The sequence below is a fragment of the Brenneria roseae subsp. roseae genome (assembly GCF_003115845.1).
Taxonomy (GTDB): Bacteria; Pseudomonadota; Gammaproteobacteria; order Enterobacterales; family Enterobacteriaceae; genus Brenneria; species Brenneria roseae.
Genome location: NZ_KZ819025.1, coordinates 195,995 through 212,657 on the forward strand (window position 1 = coordinate 195,995; position 16,663 = coordinate 212,657).

The following is a 16,663-nucleotide window of genomic DNA, read 5'->3' on the forward strand; positions in this document are numbered from 1 at the left end:
TGTGTTATGGCGCGCTGCTGACCAATGCTTCCAGCTGTTTTCTGCTGGTTTTTTTATTGTCTATTTTGACATAGGCGCTGTATTCATCGGGTACGATGATCACTTCTGCCACCCCGGGCTGCGTGCGCATTTTCTGCTCGAGTTCGTTGTCACTTAATGCCAAATCGGAAAGCGTAATTCTCAGGCTGCTCAGATATGGCGGCTCCTGCATGGTCAATCCGACCAGTAACCAGATGGCGGCAATTACGGTTCCCGCAATAAAGACAAAGGACGCCCCGTACAGTTCGAAAAGCCCCCCGCCGAGGCTGCCGCCGATCGCCACGCCAAGAAACTGGGTGGTTGAATAGACGCCCATCGCCGTACCTTTATAGCCAGCGGGTGATTCTTTGCTGATAAGTGAAGGCAACAGCGCTTCCATCACGTTGAATGCCAGAAAAAATAGCTGAACCCCGAAAATAATCTGCCAGAGATGGTTTTCCGCCTGCCATAGCACCAGTTCCGCCGCGATGAGCACGGCGATACAACCGACAAACACCCGTTTCATCCGGCGTTTTAATTCGGCATAAATAATAAAGGGCACAACGCCGGCGAAGGAAATCAGCATGGTGACCAAATAGACTTTCCAGTGGTCCTGCGGCGGTAAGCCCGCTTTTTCAAGTACCCTTGGCAGCGCAACGAAGCTGGACATCAGCAGGATATGCAGACACATAATGCCGAAATTCAGCTTCAGCAGTCGGCTATTCGCCAGGACTTTATGAAAACTGCCGCTTACGATGGCCGATTCCCGATTGAGAATGTGCGCTGGCGCAGCGGGAATCATCGTGAGCGTGATGAAAATTCCCACCAGAGACAGCACCGTAATGCCCCAGAAGAGCGCCTGCAATCCAAACGCATGCGTGACGATCGGACCGACAACCATGGCAATAGCAAAGGTGACGCCGAAGCTGACGCCAATAAATGCCATGGCTTTGGTGCGATTCTGTTCGCGCGTCAGATCGGAAAGCAGGGCCATGACGGCGGCGGATATTGCGCCCGAACCTTGTAAGGCCCGGCCAAGAATAATTCCCCAGATTGAATCGCTGAGAGCGGCAATGATGCTTCCCAAGGCAAAAATCAGTAACCCGCCAACGATTAACGGTTTTCTGCCGACGCGATCCGACAGCAGCCCAAACGGGATCTGAAAAATAGCCTGCATCAGACCATAGATGCCGATCGCAATACCGATCAGGGCCTCACTGGCGCCTTGCAAGGCCATACCGTAGGTGGTCAGAACAGGCAACACCATAAACATGCCGAGCATGCGTAGCGAAAATACTGTTCCCAGTCCCCATGTGGCGCGCAACTCACCAGGCGTCATCTTGTTATCGTTCATTCATACCTCTGGAAAACCGTCGGCGCTATTCTAGTTCGTTACCCGCCCAGCAGTAAACGAGAGCTTTGTTACGTTATTTAGCGAAAGAGTAGAGCGAGGAAAAAAGAAAAACAGGCGGAGGAGGAGCCGCCTGTTTTACATGATTTGATACTGCTTATATCTGGTATTGAACCACGACGTTAACGTAAGTAGGTCAGCAAGACCTCATGTGCCGGAGCCATTGAGTCAACGGACATCATGACGCTCAGTGAGGTGATGGCGACAATGGAAAACACAAACAGTTTTCTTGCCCATACCCGGTCGTCATTGGCATTTTTATAGCCCGACAGCGCCATTCCCAACCACCATACGCTGACCGCTGCGGCGACAACCAGATATTTGTAACCGGCATAGCCGCCCAGAGACAGCATCAGCGTGGCAATCATAAACGCGAGGATATAGAGCGTAATATGATGCTTTGCGACGGAAATTCCCTTAACCACCGGTAAAACCGGGATATTGGCGGCCTGATAATCTTTGAGCCGGAAAATGGCAATCGCGTAGGAGTGGGGCATCTGCCACAGACTGAAAATCAGCAGCAGAATCAGGGCGCCCGCATCGAACTGGTTACTGACGGCACAATAGCCGATAACCGGCGGCGCGGCGCCTGACAAACTGCCAATCAGCGTCCCGTAAACAGAATGACGCTTCATATACAGACTATAAACACCGACATAAACCACAAATCCCATCACCGCCAGCCACATGGCCAGCGGATTGGCTGCGATATACAGTAGTGCGAAGCCTGCAATACCCAACAATGAAGCGTAAACCAGCGTTACCTTCAGTGAAATCAATCCTTTTACCAGGACGCGATTTCTGGTTCTCTCCATTTTTTTGTCGATATCGCGGTCAATAACGTTGTTAAACACGCAACCAGACGCAACGACCAGCGATACGCCGAACAGGGTGGAAAGAAACAGGGGATAATTAATGCTGCCTTGGGCAGCAAGAAGAAATCCGCCAATCACAGAAATTAGATTACCGAAAATAATTCCTGGTTTAGTGACTTGCAGGTATTGCTTAATCATCTTTGACGGCTCTGTTACTGGATCATCATGTTGTGGTGTGCGCTCATCATAATCCAGATGGAACCCACGACGACAATCGCGATAATCAGGACGGTAAACACCAGGGCCACCACATTCCACCGTTCTTCAGACGACGTATTCAGATGCAGGAAGTACACCAGGTGCACCAGAATCTGGATAACCGCACATCCCAGAACGGTCAGAAGAATCACGTTATGTGAGGCTGAACCGGCCATTACCATACCGAAAGGAATGACTGTCAGAATAACGGACAGAACAAATCCAATCAGATAGGATTTAACGCTACCGTGGCTGGCGCCAGCATGATCGGTTGTTGAATGACTCATTGCATCGCCCCCAGCAGGTAAACAACGGTGAATACACAAATCCACACCACGTCAAGGAAGTGCCAGAACAGGCTCAGGCACATCAGGCGGGTTTTGTTTGTTGACGTCAGGCCGCGTTTGGAAACCTGAATCATCATGATGGTAATCCAGATAAGGCCGGCGGTAACGTGGATGCCGTGCGTGCCGACCAGCGCGAAGAAGGCTGACAGAAACGCGCTGCGATCCGGACCGTAACCCTCGGCGATCAGGTGATGGAATTCATAGATTTCCATCGCGATGAACATCAGACCGAACAGGAAGGTCAGACCCAACCAGGCATTGACCTGAGACTGGCTGCCTTTGTTCATCGCAATCATCGCCATGCCGTAGGTAATACTACTGAACAGCAGGGCGAACGTTTCCACCAGAACGAAAGGCAGCTCGAAAATGTCCTTTCCTGTCGGACCGCCAGCGGTACCATTAACCAGCACTGCATAGGTTGCGAACAAAGACGCAAACAAAATACAGTCGCTCATCAGGTAGATCCAGAAGCCGAATACTTTGGTGGCTCCGGCATCATGGTGCCCATGCTCGGCATGGGCGGCATTATGGTTAGTCAGAGTTTCAGTTGACATTTTTCAGACCTGCTTTGCTGAGTTGATCAAAATTCTGATTCTCAATTTGTTCAATTTCCTTAACCGGGACGTAGTAATCCACATCCTGATTAAAGCTATGCACAATCCAGGTCACAATCATGCCGGCAAAACCGATGATTGCCATCCACCAGATGTGCCAGATCATGGCAAAACCGAACACCAGGCTGAATGCAGAGATAATCACACCTGCGCCGGTATTCTTCGGCATATGGATCTCTTCATAACCAGCCGGTTTTTTGTAGGCTTCGCCTTTCTCTTTGACATCCCAGAATGCGTCGCGATCGTGAACGTGCGGTACGGTAGCAAAGTTATAGAACGGCGCCGGAGACGAGGTGGACCATTCCAGCGTACGCGCATCCCATGGGTCGCCCGTCAGGTCGCGGTTCTGATCGCGATCACGGATACTGATGTAGAACTGTACGACCTGACACAGTACACCAATACCGATCAGCACGGCGCCCATAGACGCGACAACTAGTAACGGGTGGAATTCCGGGTTGATTTGCTGGCTCAGACGACGGGTCATGCCCATGAAGCCCAGTGCGTACAGCGGCATAAAGGCGACAAAGAAGCCGATGATCCAGAACCAGAATGCGCGCTTACCCCAGGTTTCGTTAAGGGTGAAACCAAACGCTTTCGGGAACCAGTAAGTGATACCGGCAAAGCATCCAAACACCACACCGCCGATGATCACGTTGTGGAAGTGTGCGATCAGGAACAGGCTATTGTGCAAAACGAAGTTGGCGCCAGGCACGGCCAGCAGTACCCCGGTCATCCCACCGATGGAGAAGGTGATGATGAAGCCAGTGGTCCACAGCATGGCGGAATGCGGCTGAATACGGCCCTGATACATGGTAAACAGCCAGTTGAAGATTTTAACCCCGGTCGGGATTGAAATAATCATGGTGGCGATACCAAAGAAGGCATTCACGTTCGCGCCAGACCCCATGGTGAAGAAGTGGTGCAACCAAACGATAAATGACAGGACGGTAATGGCGATGGTTGCCCATACCAGCGAGGTATAGCCAAACAGACGTTTTTTACAGAATGTGGCCACCACTTCAGAATAAATACCGAACACCGGCAACACCAGAATGTAAACCTCAGGATGACCCCAGGCCCAAATCAGGTTGATGTACATCATCATGTTGCCACCCATATCGTTGGTAAAGAAATGGGTGCCGAGATAACGGTCAAGCGTCAACAGCGCGATCGTAACCGTCAGAATCGGGAATGCGGCAATAATCAGAACGTTGGTGCACAGTGCCGTCCAGGTAAATACCGGCATTTTCATCAGGGTCATGCCGGGCGCGCGCATCTTCATTATGGTGGCAAAGAAGTTTACGCCGGTCAGCGTGGTGCCCAGACCGGATATCTGCAAACTCCATATCCAGTAATCGACCCCGACTCCGGGACTGTACTCCTTACCGGAAAGCGGCGGATAAGCGACCCAACCGGTTTGCGCGAACTCACCCACGCCCAGAGAGAGGTTGATCAAAATGACGCCGGCCACGAACAGCCAGAAGCTCAGGGAGTTCAGGAACGGAAAGGCCACGTCGCGGGCGCCGATTTGCAGCGGAACGGCGAGGTTCATCAAACCGACCACGAACGGTGTCGCCACGAAGAAAATCATGATAACGCCGTGGGCGGTGAAGATTTGATCGTAATGGTGGGCGTTAAGGAAGCCTTCTTGCCCGGCAGAGGCGAGAACCTGCTGGCCGCGCATCATGATGGCATCGGCAAAACCACGCAGCATCATCACCAGCGCGACGATGATATACATGATACCGATTTTCTTATGATCTACGGAGGTGAACCATTCGGTCCACAGCCATTTCCACTTGCCAAAGTAGGTTAGCGCCGCCAGCAGCGCCAGACCGCCGACAATGATCGCCGCGACGGTGACCATGATGATGGGTTCATGATACGGAACCGCTTCAAGTGTAAGTTTTCCGAACATCGTATTATCCCTCGGCTCCTTGGTGCGAGCCATGCTCGCCCATGTTCATACTCTCATCGTGCGGCATGTTTTCATCGTGCTTCATGCCTTCACCATGATGTTGCATGTTCATGTCGTCGCCTGTGAATTTGCGAATAATATTGTTGAACAGATCCGGTTGAACACTGGAGAAGTATTCTACGGGATGATATTCACTTGGCTGAGCCAGTTGGTTGAATTCATCCATGCTGTTGAGTGTCTTGGAAGACGCACGGACGTTCGCAACCCACTGGTCGAACTCCTGCTGGGTTGGCGTGGCGATGGCGGTAAACTTCATGCCAGAGAAGCCTTTTCCGCTGTAACCACCGGAAATGCCGTCATATTTGCCAGGCTCATTGGCAATCAGATGCAGCTTGGTTTGCATACCAGCCATTGCATAAATCTGTCCGCCAAGACGAGGAATGAAGAATGAGTTCATTACCGAGTCGGAGGTGATTCTGAACGTAACGGGCGTGTTCGCAGGGAAGGCGAGTTCATTGACGCTGGCGATCCCCAGATCCGGGTAAACAAACAGCCATTTCCAGTCAAGCGAAACCACTTCAACATTAATCGGCTTGATGTCTGATTCCAAAGGCTTGTACGGGTCAAGCGAGTGGCTCGTTTTCCAGGTAATGGTGGCGAGAATGATGATAATGATAATTGGCACAGTCCAGACAACGGCTTCAATCTTGTTGGAATGTGACCAATTCGGAGTGTATTTAGCCTTTTCGTTGGAAGCACGGAACTTCCAGGCAAAGGCAATCGTCATTATGATGACGGGTATGACGACGATCAACATCAGCCCAATGGCAGTCAGTATTAACGATCGTTGCTCTAACCCGACCTGTCCTTTGGGATTCATCAATGCCATATCGCAACCGCTGAGTAGTGCAGTGGCTGCAAATAAAGACAACATCCCAAAAATTTTATTGTATTTCCTGAGTCTCATCTAGCGACCTCAATAACAAGGGCTCTATTGTCATTTCACGCGAGCGGGCATTTTACGGGAAGGTTACTGTACTGTAAACATGATTAAGAGTATGTCAGCCTGTTGTTGCTGTTTTTTGCCTTGATTGTCACAAAGGCAACATAAAAATAAAAAATGATGATATAAAACAGTGAATTAAAGTGTCGTGCCGATAAAAGTATGGATGGATAATAAAAAATTACAACCATGTACGAGTTTTATTTCCGTAACGGTAGTATTTTCTGCATCAACCAGTGATTCGCCATAAAACAGAATTAGCTCGGAAAAATATTCATCGTGGTGAAATAAATCTTTTTCTTACCCAATTATTAAAGAGAAAAATAATTTTATAAGTGGATAAAGACGCGGGTAAGGCGTTTTTATCCCCAAAAACCCTGCTTACCGGGAGCCCGACAGGGGAGATTTCAGCGAAAGGTAGTCCAACAGACTCCCTAACAGAATACCCAAAAGAGCCAGCCCGCTACCTGCGATCAACAAATACTCCGCCGTCAGCGCCTGGGCTGTCCATCCCAACGCATTGGTGATCAAGAGCATCAACCACAATCCCAGCAGGCTTGACCCGATAGCGAGCATACGCAAAGCCGTTCTGTAGTAATAAGGAAAGGAATTCCGTAACTGGAAGCTATCGGTTTTCTGTGTATATTCCAGCGTATTGCGGCATATCAGCAAAAGGAACAGGCCGGGCAACGCGGCAACAATCGAGAAGAGATAGAACCACGTCCACCCGTAGATTTCTACAAACCAGCCCGCAATCGGACCAACGTACACCCGGCCTACCGCAGAAAGGGCGGAGAGCAGGGCGAATTGGGTGGCGGAAAACGATTTGTTGCACAGCGTCATCAATAGTGCCACAAATGCCGCGGTTCCCATCCCGCCGCACAGATTTTCCAGAAACACGGCGCTGGCCATGGTAAACATATTTTTATCGGTAATGGCCAGCAGCCAGTATCCGGCGTTGGACACGGCCTGAAGAATACCGAAGAGCATTAACGCGCGGAACAGCGTCAGGCGCTGCATCAGCAAGCCGCCATAAATGGCGCCGGCAATGGTGGCAAACAGCCCCAGCGTTTTGTTGACCAGACCGACATCGCCGGCGTTAAAACCGACGCCGCGGATCAGAAAGGTGGTAGTCAGGCTGGCGGCGAAGGCATCGCCCAATTTGTACAGCACGATAAGCAGCAGGATGAGCCACGCATTGTTACGTGCGAAAAAGTCGCGTAACGGGGCGACGATCGCCTGTTCCATAGAACGTGGCGCCGGCTGAGTGTTATTCGGTTCCGGCGCCAGCAGCGTGGAAATCACGCCAATCAGCATTAATCCGGCCATGAGCCAGTATGTCGCCTGCCAGCCTAACAGCCTGTCCGCAATCCACAACGCCAGACCGCCTGAAACCAGCATCGCCAGACGATAGCCCAGTACCGACGTGGCGGCGCCGGTGCCGCGTTCTTCCGGCGCCAGCAAATCTGTTTTATAAGCGTCAAAAACAATATCCTGCGACGCCGAGCAAAACGCGACGAGTACGGCCAGAGCGGCAAGCCACCAGAGATCGCGGGCTGGATTCATAAACCCCATGCAGACAATAGCGACAATCAGCAATAGCTGGCTTACCAGCAGCCATCCGCGTCTGCGTCCCAGAAAAGGCGGGGTATAACGGTCCATCAGAGGGGACCAGAGGAATTTGAATACGTAGGCCTGACCGACCAGAGAGAAAAAACCAATGGTTTTCAAATCAACGTTTTCAACGGTCATCCAGGCTTGTAACGTGCCAGAGGTGAGCGCCAGCGGTAATCCTGACGCGAAGCCAAGCAATAACAGAAAACGTGAATTGCGTTGGCTGAACAGATTGATGATACGACTAAACATGAAAGACCCTTTTCCGTTGCGCTGCGAGGAAAATCCGTGCGCAACGGAAGCGGATGAAAAAGATTAACGCGCGTTTTCTTTGATGAAGGCGCTGACGCTGGTGTCCTGAGCCATGTCGTTAATGACATCGCTTAACACTGTATTAACGGCATTGGTAATGTTCTGATTGTTTGCGGTAAAGGCGCCCTGAACGTTATAGGTCGCACGGTAGTTTTTCACCTGCTTGTTGCCGTTTGCCGCTTGAGCCAGGATAGAGATATCGGCTTTGGTGGTGATGTTGTAACGCAGGTTTCCTTCAGAAACATCGGCATACAGATTATTAACGACGATCTGTAACGCCACCGGGCCGCCAGTACCAATCATGTAGCCACGGGCCGTCATTTGTTTTTCCAGCGCTTCCTGCAACAGGAAACGCAGATCGCGCGAAGGGGTCAGCGTAATCAATTGCCCATCGCGGTTCACTTTAGCCAGTGCCTGATCGGCACGCTGATCGGCGCCATTAATGCTGATAGTGACGCCCATCAGCGTTGGGTCTTGTGACGGAAGGCTAATGTTCGGCGTAACGTTCAGCGTATTGCTCTTGGCGGCGCATCCGGCAAGCAGGACCACGGCCAGAAGAGGGAAAAATAATTTTCTTAACATTCGCATTTTCTCAGTAATGATTAGGGGTGGTTAGCTGATAAAAATTCCTGATATCATATCATTGCCGCAGGCGGGGGAAAGAGCGGAGTGCAAGTAATTTATCCTGAAATGCATCTTTTCCTCGGCTTTGCCCTGGCAAAAATCGTTTTTATCACATCACTGCCACTGAAGATATGTCATTAGGTTGCGATTTATTATCTGTCAGCAGTTGTGTTATCGACCATAACGGCTTGAAAAACAGCTAAGATTAAAGTGATTCGGGGATCTGTAAGTGACAGGCATGTTTAGCTGGTATCAGACTTTTCCAAAGCCGAAAGGGTGGCCGTATGATGCGTGAAACGATAGAAGAAAAACTGCGTGTGGAATTTGAACCCGTCCACCTGGAGGTGATTGATGAAAGCTATCGTCACAACGTGCCAGCGGGGGCGGAAAGCCATTTTAAGGTGGTTATGGTCAGCGATCGTTTTGTGGGGGAGCGGGTTTTAAGCCGCCATCGTGCCATCTATACGGTGCTTGCCGCCGAACTGGCGAGTACGGTACATGCGTTGGCGTTGCATACCTATACGGTAACGGAGTGGAGCAGTTTGCAGAATGCCGTGCCTTCATCGCCGCCTTGTGGTGGCGCGGGTATCCTGTCGTAAGTCTGGGATATAACCCGTTTCGAACCTTTTCGATACGGGTTATTCATAAAAGTGTGAATCTCTCGCTGCAATAGTCTTTCTGCCGTCCTCGACTCAACCTGTCTATATCGCTATAATGCCGCGTCTATTTTTCCGGAATGTATTCGGGACGCTTCTGACTACAGGGAACAAGGGCGGGTAAATACGCCATCGTCCGGTTCTGTGAGGCTTTTTTCAATACATGTCGACCATGTTTGGGCAGGCTTTGCTGTTGTGAGAATAGTTTTGGGGTTGACCGAGCACTGTGATTTTTTGAGGTAACAAGATGCAAGTTTCTGTGGAAACCACTCAAGGCCTTGGGCGCCGTGTAACGATTACCGTTGCTGCTGACAGCATTGAGAGTGCGGTTAAGAGCGAACTGGTCAACGTGGCCAAAAAAGTACGTATTGACGGCTTTCGTAAAGGCAAAGTGCCGATGAATGTTGTTGCTCAGCGTTATGGTGCCTCTGTGCGTCAGGATGTGCTGGGCGATCTGATGCAGCGCAATTTTGTCGATGCCATCATCAAAGAAAAAATTAACCCGGTTGGCGCGCCGAACTATGTTCCGGGCGAATACACCGCGGGTGGCGACTTCACTTACTCTGTCGAGTTTGAAGTGTACCCGGAAGTGGAATTGAAAGGTCTGGACGCAATCGAAGTTGAAAAACCGGTTGTTGAAGTGACAGACGCCGATGTTGATACCATGCTGGAAACGCTGCGTAAGCAACAGGCTACCTGGAAAGAAACCGATCGCGCCGCCGCGGCTGAAGACCGTGTTACCATCGACTTTACCGGTACTATCGACGGTGAAGAGTTTGAAGGCGGCAAGGCTTCTGATTTCGTCCTGGCAATGGGCCAGAGCCGCATGATCCCGGGCTTTGAAGACGGCGTTGTTGGTCACAAGGCTGGCGAAGAATTCACCATTGACGTGAACTTCCCTGACGATTACCACGCTGAAAACCTGAAAGGTAAGGCGGCTCAGTTCGCCATCGTTCTGAAGAAAGTGGAAGAGCGTGAACTGCCGGAACTGACTGAAGAGTTCATCAAGCGTTTCGGCGTGGATGATGGTTCCCAGGAAGGCCTGCGTGCCGAAGTTCGCAAAAACATGGAACGCGAACTGAAAGGCGCCATTCGCAACCGTATTAAGACTCAAGTTCTGGACGGTCTGGTTAAAGCGAATGAAATCGATGTTCCGGCCGCACTGATCGACGGCGAAATTGATGTTCTGCGTCGGCAGGCTGCACAGCGCTTTGGCGGTAACGAAAAACAAGCGTTGGAACTGCCTCGCGAACTGTTCGAAGAGCAGGCAAAGCGCCGTGTCGTTGTTGGCCTGCTGTTGGGTGAAGTCATCAGCACCAATGAGCTGAAAGCGGATGACGCGCGCGTCAACACCCTGATCGAAGAGATGGCTTCTGCTTACGAAGATCCGCAGGAAGTGATCGAGTTCTACAGTAAAAATAAAGAGCTGATGAACAACATGCGCAATGTTGCTTTGGAAGAGCAAGCGGTGGAAACCGTGCTTTCCAATGCGAAAGTGGTTGAGAAGTCAGTCAGCTTCAACGAACTGATGAACCAGACTGCCAGCGCATAAGTATCATTCTGCTGCTGTATCAGGGAATATATTCCCTGACAACAAAGCCCGTGGCCTGATGGCGCGGGCTTTTTTCTGTTTGCAGCCATCGCTGATAACCGATTTGTCCTGAACAGGATGACCTGACTTGCACTATCATTAACAATAAAGAACGGATGCGGTTAAGAGGCCGGGCGTTATTGCTGATAACTCTTTAATATAAAACAATTGATAGTGTAAGCTTGAAAAGCGAGGCGTGAGCCCCAAATAATTGGAATAACGGCGGGCGCATGAGGGGTTTCGATATAACCAGGTTGATTGAGTGACGCCGGTGCGTGAGCATGGTCATCACCCTTTATCTCAAGTAGAATCGAACAAGAACGACGCCGACGCATTTTATCTAGGAGACGTGAATGTCATACAGTGGCGAACAAGAAAGACAGGCACCTCATATGGCTTTAGTGCCGATGGTGGTTGAACAAACCTCTCGTGGGGAGCGTTCTTACGATATTTATTCCCGTCTGCTGAAAGAACGGATAATCTTCCTGACCGGTCAGGTTGAAGATTATATGGCAAACCTGATTGTGGCGCAGATGCTGTTCCTTGAAGCCGAAAATCCGGAAAAAGATATTTTCCTGTACATTAATTCTCCAGGTGGCGTCATTACCGCGGGTATGTCCATTTACGACACGATGCAGTTCATTAAACCTGATGTGAGTACGATCTGTATGGGACAAGCGTGTTCTATGGGATCGTTCCTGCTGGCCGCAGGAGCAAAAGGCAAACGTATCTGCCTGCCGAATTCACGGGTGATGATTCACCAGCCGCTGGGCGGGTTCCAGGGACAGGCAACGGATATTGAAATCCACGCCAAAGAAATACTGAAAGTGAAAGCCAGAATGAATGAATTGCTGGCAAAACATACTGGGCAGCCTATTGATGTTATAGAGAGAGACACAGAACGAGACCGTTTCCTCTCTGCCAATGAGGCGGTAGACTATGGTTTGGTAGACTCTGTATTCACGCACCGTGAATAATATTCTGCTATGTTAACAGTCTATAGTGGCTAAAAATCAGTGTACGACCGATAGTCTGTAATGCGATGTTTTTTGCGTGTATTGGCTATAAATGTCGGCGTTCGCTGTAGCGATATCGCTGTGGTTGGCCTGCGGGCAAAAGACTAAGAAGAGGTTTGACTCATGACAGATAAGCGCAAAGACGGTTCAGGAAAGTTGCTGTACTGCTCTTTCTGCGGCAAAAGCCAGCATGAAGTCCGAAAGCTGATTGCCGGGCCGTCAGTGTATATCTGCGATGAATGTGTGGACTTGTGTAACGACATTATTCGCGAAGAAATTAAAGAAGTGGCGCCGCATCGTGAACGCAGCGCATTGCCGACGCCGCACGAAATCCGCCGACACCTTGATGATTACGTTATCGGTCAGGAACAGGCCAAAAAGGTCCTGTCCGTCGCGGTATACAACCACTACAAGCGGTTACGTAACGGTGACAGCAGCAATGGTATCGAACTGGGCAAAAGTAATATCCTGCTGATTGGCCCAACGGGTAGCGGTAAAACCCTGCTGGCTGAAACACTGGCTCGTTTCCTCGATGTGCCATTTACCATGGCCGATGCAACAACGCTGACTGAAGCCGGTTATGTGGGTGAAGACGTTGAAAATATCATCCAGAAACTGCTACAGAAATGCGACTACGATGTGCAGAAAGCGCAGCGTGGCATTGTCTATATCGATGAAATCGACAAGATTTCACGTAAATCAGACAATCCGTCTATCACTCGCGACGTGTCGGGTGAAGGCGTTCAGCAGGCATTGTTGAAACTGATTGAAGGCACTATCGCTGCGGTTCCGCCGCAGGGTGGGCGTAAACATCCTCAGCAGGAGTTCTTGCAGGTTGATACTTCCAAGATCCTCTTTATTTGTGGCGGGGCGTTTGCCGGTCTGGATAAGGTTATTGAGCAGCGTACCGATACCGGGCGTGGTATCGGCTTTGGTGCAACGGTGAAAGGTTCTGCTGAGAAAGCGACCGAGGGTGAACTGTTGAGCCAGGTTGAACCGGGCGATTTGATCAAATTCGGTTTGATTCCCGAATTTATTGGCCGTTTACCTGTGGTGGCAACGCTCAAGGAGCTGAGTGAAGACGCGCTGATTCAAATTCTGCGTGAGCCGAAAAATGCACTGACCAAACAGTATCAGGCGCTGTTTAATCTGGAAGGCGTCGAGCTGGAATTTCGTGATGAGGCCCTGACGGCAATTGCGAAGAAAGCCATGGTACGCAAAACCGGCGCCCGTGGTCTGCGCTCCATTGTCGAAGCGGCATTGCTGGATACCATGTACGATCTGCCATCATTGGAGAGCGTAGATAAGGTTGTCATTGATGAATCAGTGATTGCCGGCCAGTCTGAACCTCTGCTTATCTACGGCAAGCCCGAGGCTCAACAAGCGTCCGGCGAATAATTAGCCAAAAAAACAGTCCTGAAAGATAAAAATGGGGGATTTTATCCCCCATTCGCTTTTACACGCATTCTGGTCGTTGAATGTAAGATATTTATCCCCATATACTCGAATACCTATTTGGTGAAACCCGTGAAGATCGTGTTTCACGAGATTCCCTTAACCTGGCGGAAACGAAACTAAGAGAGAGCTCTATGAACCCTGAGCGTTCCGAACGCATAGAAATCCCCGTATTGCCGTTGCGCGATGTGGTGGTTTATCCGCACATGGTGATTCCGTTGTTTGTTGGTCGGGAGAAGTCGATTCGGTGCCTTGAAGCCGCAATGGATCATGATAAAAAGATCATGCTGGTGGCACAGAAGGAAGCCTCAACGGATGAGCCAAGTATTAACGATCTTTTCTCGGTAGGGACGGTAGCCTCAATTCTTCAAATGCTGAAACTGCCGGACGGCACGGTTAAAGTGCTGGTCGAAGGTTTGCAGCGTGCGCGTATTACGACATTGTCCGACAGCGGCGAGCATTTTGCCGCACAGGCGGAATACCTGGACTCCCCGGCGATTGATGAGCGTGAGCAGGAAGTTCTGATGCGCACGGCAATCAATCAGTTTGAGGGATATATCAAGCTGAATAAAAAGATCCCGCCGGAAGTTCTGACGTCGCTGAACAGCATTGATGATGCGGCGCGTCTGGCTGATACCATTGCTGCACATATGCCTCTGAAACTGGCGGATAAGCAGTCGGTACTTGAAATGTTCGATATTACGGAACGTCTTGAGTATCTGATGGCGATGATGGAATCTGAAATCGATCTGTTGCAGGTCGAAAAACGTATCCGTAGCCGTGTTAAGAAGCAGATGGAGAAAAGTCAGCGTGAGTACTATCTGAATGAGCAGATGAAGGCCATTCAGAAAGAACTCGGCGAGATGGACGATGCGCCGGATGAACACGAAGCGTTAAAGCGCAAGATTGAAGCGGCAAAAATGCCGAAGGAAGCGCGTGAAAAAACCGAAGCGGAACTGCAAAAGCTGAAAATGATGTCGCCGATGTCGGCTGAAGCGACGGTTGTCCGTAGCTACATTGACTGGATGGTTCAGGTTCCATGGAATGCGCGTAGCAAAGTGAAGAAAGATTTGCTGAAAGCGCAGGAAATGCTGGATACCGACCATTACGGTCTTGAGCGTGTGAAAGAACGCATTCTGGAATATCTGGCCGTACAAAGCCGCGTCAGCAAAATCAAGGGACCTATCCTGTGTCTGGTCGGGCCGCCGGGAGTGGGTAAAACCTCGCTGGGGCAGTCCATCGCTAAAGCGACTGGACGTCAGTATGTTCGTATGGCGCTGGGTGGGGTACGTGATGAGGCCGAGATTCGCGGTCACCGCCGTACTTATATCGGTTCCATGCCGGGCAAGCTGATTCAGAAAATGGCCAAAGTCGGGGTGAAGAATCCGCTGTTCCTGCTGGATGAGATTGACAAGATGTCATCCGACATGCGCGGCGATCCGGCGTCTGCTTTGCTGGAAGTGCTTGATCCTGAGCAGAATGTTGCTTTTAACGATCACTATCTGGAGGTCGATTACGATCTCTCCGACGTGATGTTTGTTGCGACATCCAACTCAATGAACATTCCGGCGCCGCTGCTCGATCGTATGGAGGTGATTCGTCTTTCCGGCTATACCGAAGATGAAAAACTGAACATCGCCAAACAGCATCTGCTGCCAAAACAGATTGAGCGCAACGCGCTGAAAAAAGGCGAGTTGTTGGTGGAAGACAGCGCGATTGTCGGGATTATCCGCTATTACACCCGTGAAGCGGGCGTGCGTAGTCTGGAACGTGAAATTTCCAAACTGTGTCGCAAGGCGGTCAAAACGCTGTTGATGGATAAATCTGTTAAACATATCCAGATAACGGGCGATAATCTTAAAGATTTCCTCGGCGTACAGCGCTTTGACTATGGCCGGGCGGATGATGAAAACCGTGTTGGTCAGGTGACCGGGTTGGCCTGGACGGAAGTAGGCGGCGACTTACTGACGATTGAGACCGCCTGTGTTCCGGGTAAAGGCAAGTTGACGTATACCGGTTCGTTAGGTGAAGTGATGCAGGAGTCTATCCAGGCCGCGCTCACCGTAGTTCGTGCCAGAGCGGAGAAATTGGGTATCAACGCGGATTTCTATGAGAAACGCGATATTCACGTTCACGTTCCTGAAGGGGCGACACCGAAAGATGGGCCAAGCGCGGGTATTGCAATGTGTACCGCGCTGGTGTCCTGTTTGACCGGTAACCCGGTACGGGCTGACGTGGCGATGACAGGCGAAATCACCTTACGTGGTTTAGTGCTGCCTATCGGTGGTCTGAAAGAGAAACTGCTGGCCGCGCATCGTGGCGGCATCAAAACGGTATTGATCCCGGATGATAACAAGCGTGATCTTGAAGATATTCCGCAAAACGTGATTGCCGATCTGGATATTCATCCAGTGAAACGCATCGAGGAAGTGTTGGCGTTAGCGTTACAGAATGCGCCATATGGTATGCAGGTAGTGAACACAACGGCGCCTGAGGCGAAAACAGCCAAGGCAAAATAGTGACCTATAGCAAAAACCATTGATAAAAGCAGGGCTGGTGAGTTAAATCGTGCTTGCCAGCTTTTTTTTGTACCGCTAAGTTAGAGCACTGTTGGCTTTAGCTGTAACTTGCTAAGGTCTGGCAGGATTGATATAAAGCTACGTGTCGTGTTTTGGGAAACTAGCGCGATAATAGAATTTCAGAGGGGATGAGAGAGTGAACAAGTCACAATTGATCGACAAAATTGCCGCAGATGCTGATATTTCCAAAGCGGCGGCAGGGCGTGTGTTAGATGCAATTATTGGTTCCGTTACCGAGTCTCTGAAGGAAGGGGATGATGTCGCTTTGGTTGGTTTCGGTACTTTCTCAGTGCGTGAACGCGCTGCTCGTACCGGCCGTAACCCTCAGACTGGTAAGGAAATCAGTATTCCTGCAGCGAAAGTACCGGGCTTCCGTGCTGGTAAATCGCTGAAAGACGCCGTTAACTGATTATTACGTCACAGGTTTGG

The 16,663-nt window shown here is 50.4% G+C and carries 14 protein-coding genes; 6 read left to right on the forward strand and 8 right to left on the reverse strand.

Annotated elements, in window-relative coordinates; genetic code table 11:
* Window positions 1–4 precede the first annotated feature (4 nt).
* The 8 genes from DDT52_RS06995 to DDT52_RS07030 all read right to left on the reverse strand — a co-directional run bounded on the left by DDT52_RS06995 (window position 5) and on the right by DDT52_RS07030 (window position 8,895).
* The gene (locus DDT52_RS06995; protein ID WP_136155712.1) at window positions 5–1,372 is read right to left on the reverse strand and encodes an MFS transporter; all 1,368 of its coding nucleotides are present in this window, start codon (window positions 1,370–1,372) and stop codon (window positions 5–7) included.
* Between the two features lie 179 nt (window positions 1,373–1,551).
* Window positions 1,552–2,442: a heme o synthase gene (gene cyoE, locus DDT52_RS07000; protein ID WP_136155713.1), complete on the reverse strand. Its 891-nt coding sequence runs from the start codon at window positions 2,440–2,442 to the stop codon at window positions 1,552–1,554.
* Window positions 2,443–2,456: 14 nt separating this feature from the next.
* Window positions 2,457–2,789, reverse strand: a complete 333-nt coding sequence (locus tag DDT52_RS07005; RefSeq protein WP_136155714.1) for a cytochrome o ubiquinol oxidase subunit IV — start codon at window positions 2,787–2,789, stop codon at window positions 2,457–2,459.
* The gene (locus tag DDT52_RS07010; protein WP_136155715.1) at window positions 2,786–3,403 is read right to left on the reverse strand and encodes a cytochrome o ubiquinol oxidase subunit III; all 618 of its coding nucleotides are present in this window, start codon (window positions 3,401–3,403) and stop codon (window positions 2,786–2,788) included. The genes DDT52_RS07005 and DDT52_RS07010 overlap by 4 nt, the downstream gene beginning before the upstream one ends.
* Entirely contained in the window at window positions 3,393–5,384 is a 1,992-nt protein-coding gene (cyoB, locus tag DDT52_RS07015) for a cytochrome o ubiquinol oxidase subunit I (RefSeq protein WP_136155716.1), read from the reverse strand. The genes DDT52_RS07010 and cyoB overlap by 11 nt, the downstream gene beginning before the upstream one ends.
* 4 nt (window positions 5,385–5,388) lie before the next feature.
* Window positions 5,389–6,351, reverse strand: coding sequence for a cytochrome o ubiquinol oxidase subunit II (gene cyoA, locus DDT52_RS07020; RefSeq protein WP_136155717.1), 963 nt, complete (start codon window positions 6,349–6,351; stop codon window positions 5,389–5,391).
* Window positions 6,352–6,768: 417 nt separating this feature from the next.
* Window positions 6,769–8,253, reverse strand: coding sequence for a muropeptide MFS transporter AmpG (ampG, locus tag DDT52_RS07025; RefSeq protein ID WP_136155718.1), 1,485 nt, complete (start codon window positions 8,251–8,253; stop codon window positions 6,769–6,771).
* A gap of 63 nt (window positions 8,254–8,316) precedes the next feature.
* Complete coding sequence (locus tag DDT52_RS07030; protein WP_136155719.1) at window positions 8,317–8,895, reverse strand: lipoprotein; 579 nt, start codon at window positions 8,893–8,895, stop codon at window positions 8,317–8,319.
* Between the two features lie 326 nt (window positions 8,896–9,221).
* On the opposite strand from DDT52_RS07030, the gene bolA reads away from it, so the two are divergent.
* The 6 genes from bolA (at window position 9,222) to hupB (ending at window position 16,643) form a co-directional block, all read left to right on the forward strand.
* On the forward strand, window positions 9,222–9,536 hold the full coding sequence (gene bolA, locus DDT52_RS07035; protein ID WP_136155720.1) for a transcriptional regulator BolA: 315 nt from the start codon (window positions 9,222–9,224) through the stop codon (window positions 9,534–9,536).
* A 304-nt stretch (window positions 9,537–9,840) separates the two neighbouring features.
* Window positions 9,841–11,145 carry a trigger factor gene (tig, locus tag DDT52_RS07045; protein WP_136155721.1) on the forward strand — a complete coding sequence of 435 codons (1,305 nt, stop codon included), beginning with the start codon at window positions 9,841–9,843 and terminating at the stop codon, window positions 11,143–11,145.
* A gap of 392 nt (window positions 11,146–11,537) precedes the next feature.
* Window positions 11,538–12,161, forward strand: a complete 624-nt coding sequence (clpP, locus tag DDT52_RS07050) for an ATP-dependent Clp endopeptidase proteolytic subunit ClpP (protein WP_109052891.1) — start codon at window positions 11,538–11,540, stop codon at window positions 12,159–12,161.
* A 162-nt stretch (window positions 12,162–12,323) separates the two neighbouring features.
* On the forward strand, window positions 12,324–13,598 hold the full coding sequence (gene clpX / locus DDT52_RS07055; RefSeq protein ID WP_136155722.1) for an ATP-dependent protease ATP-binding subunit ClpX: 1,275 nt from the start codon (window positions 12,324–12,326) through the stop codon (window positions 13,596–13,598).
* A 191-nt stretch (window positions 13,599–13,789) separates the two neighbouring features.
* Window positions 13,790–16,174 carry an endopeptidase La gene (gene lon / locus DDT52_RS07060; protein WP_136155723.1) on the forward strand — a complete coding sequence of 795 codons (2,385 nt, stop codon included), beginning with the start codon at window positions 13,790–13,792 and terminating at the stop codon, window positions 16,172–16,174.
* Between the two features lie 196 nt (window positions 16,175–16,370).
* Window positions 16,371–16,643, forward strand: coding sequence for a nucleoid-associated protein HU-beta (gene hupB / locus DDT52_RS07065; protein WP_109052894.1), 273 nt, complete (start codon window positions 16,371–16,373; stop codon window positions 16,641–16,643).
* Window positions 16,644–16,663: the final 20 nt, after the last annotated feature.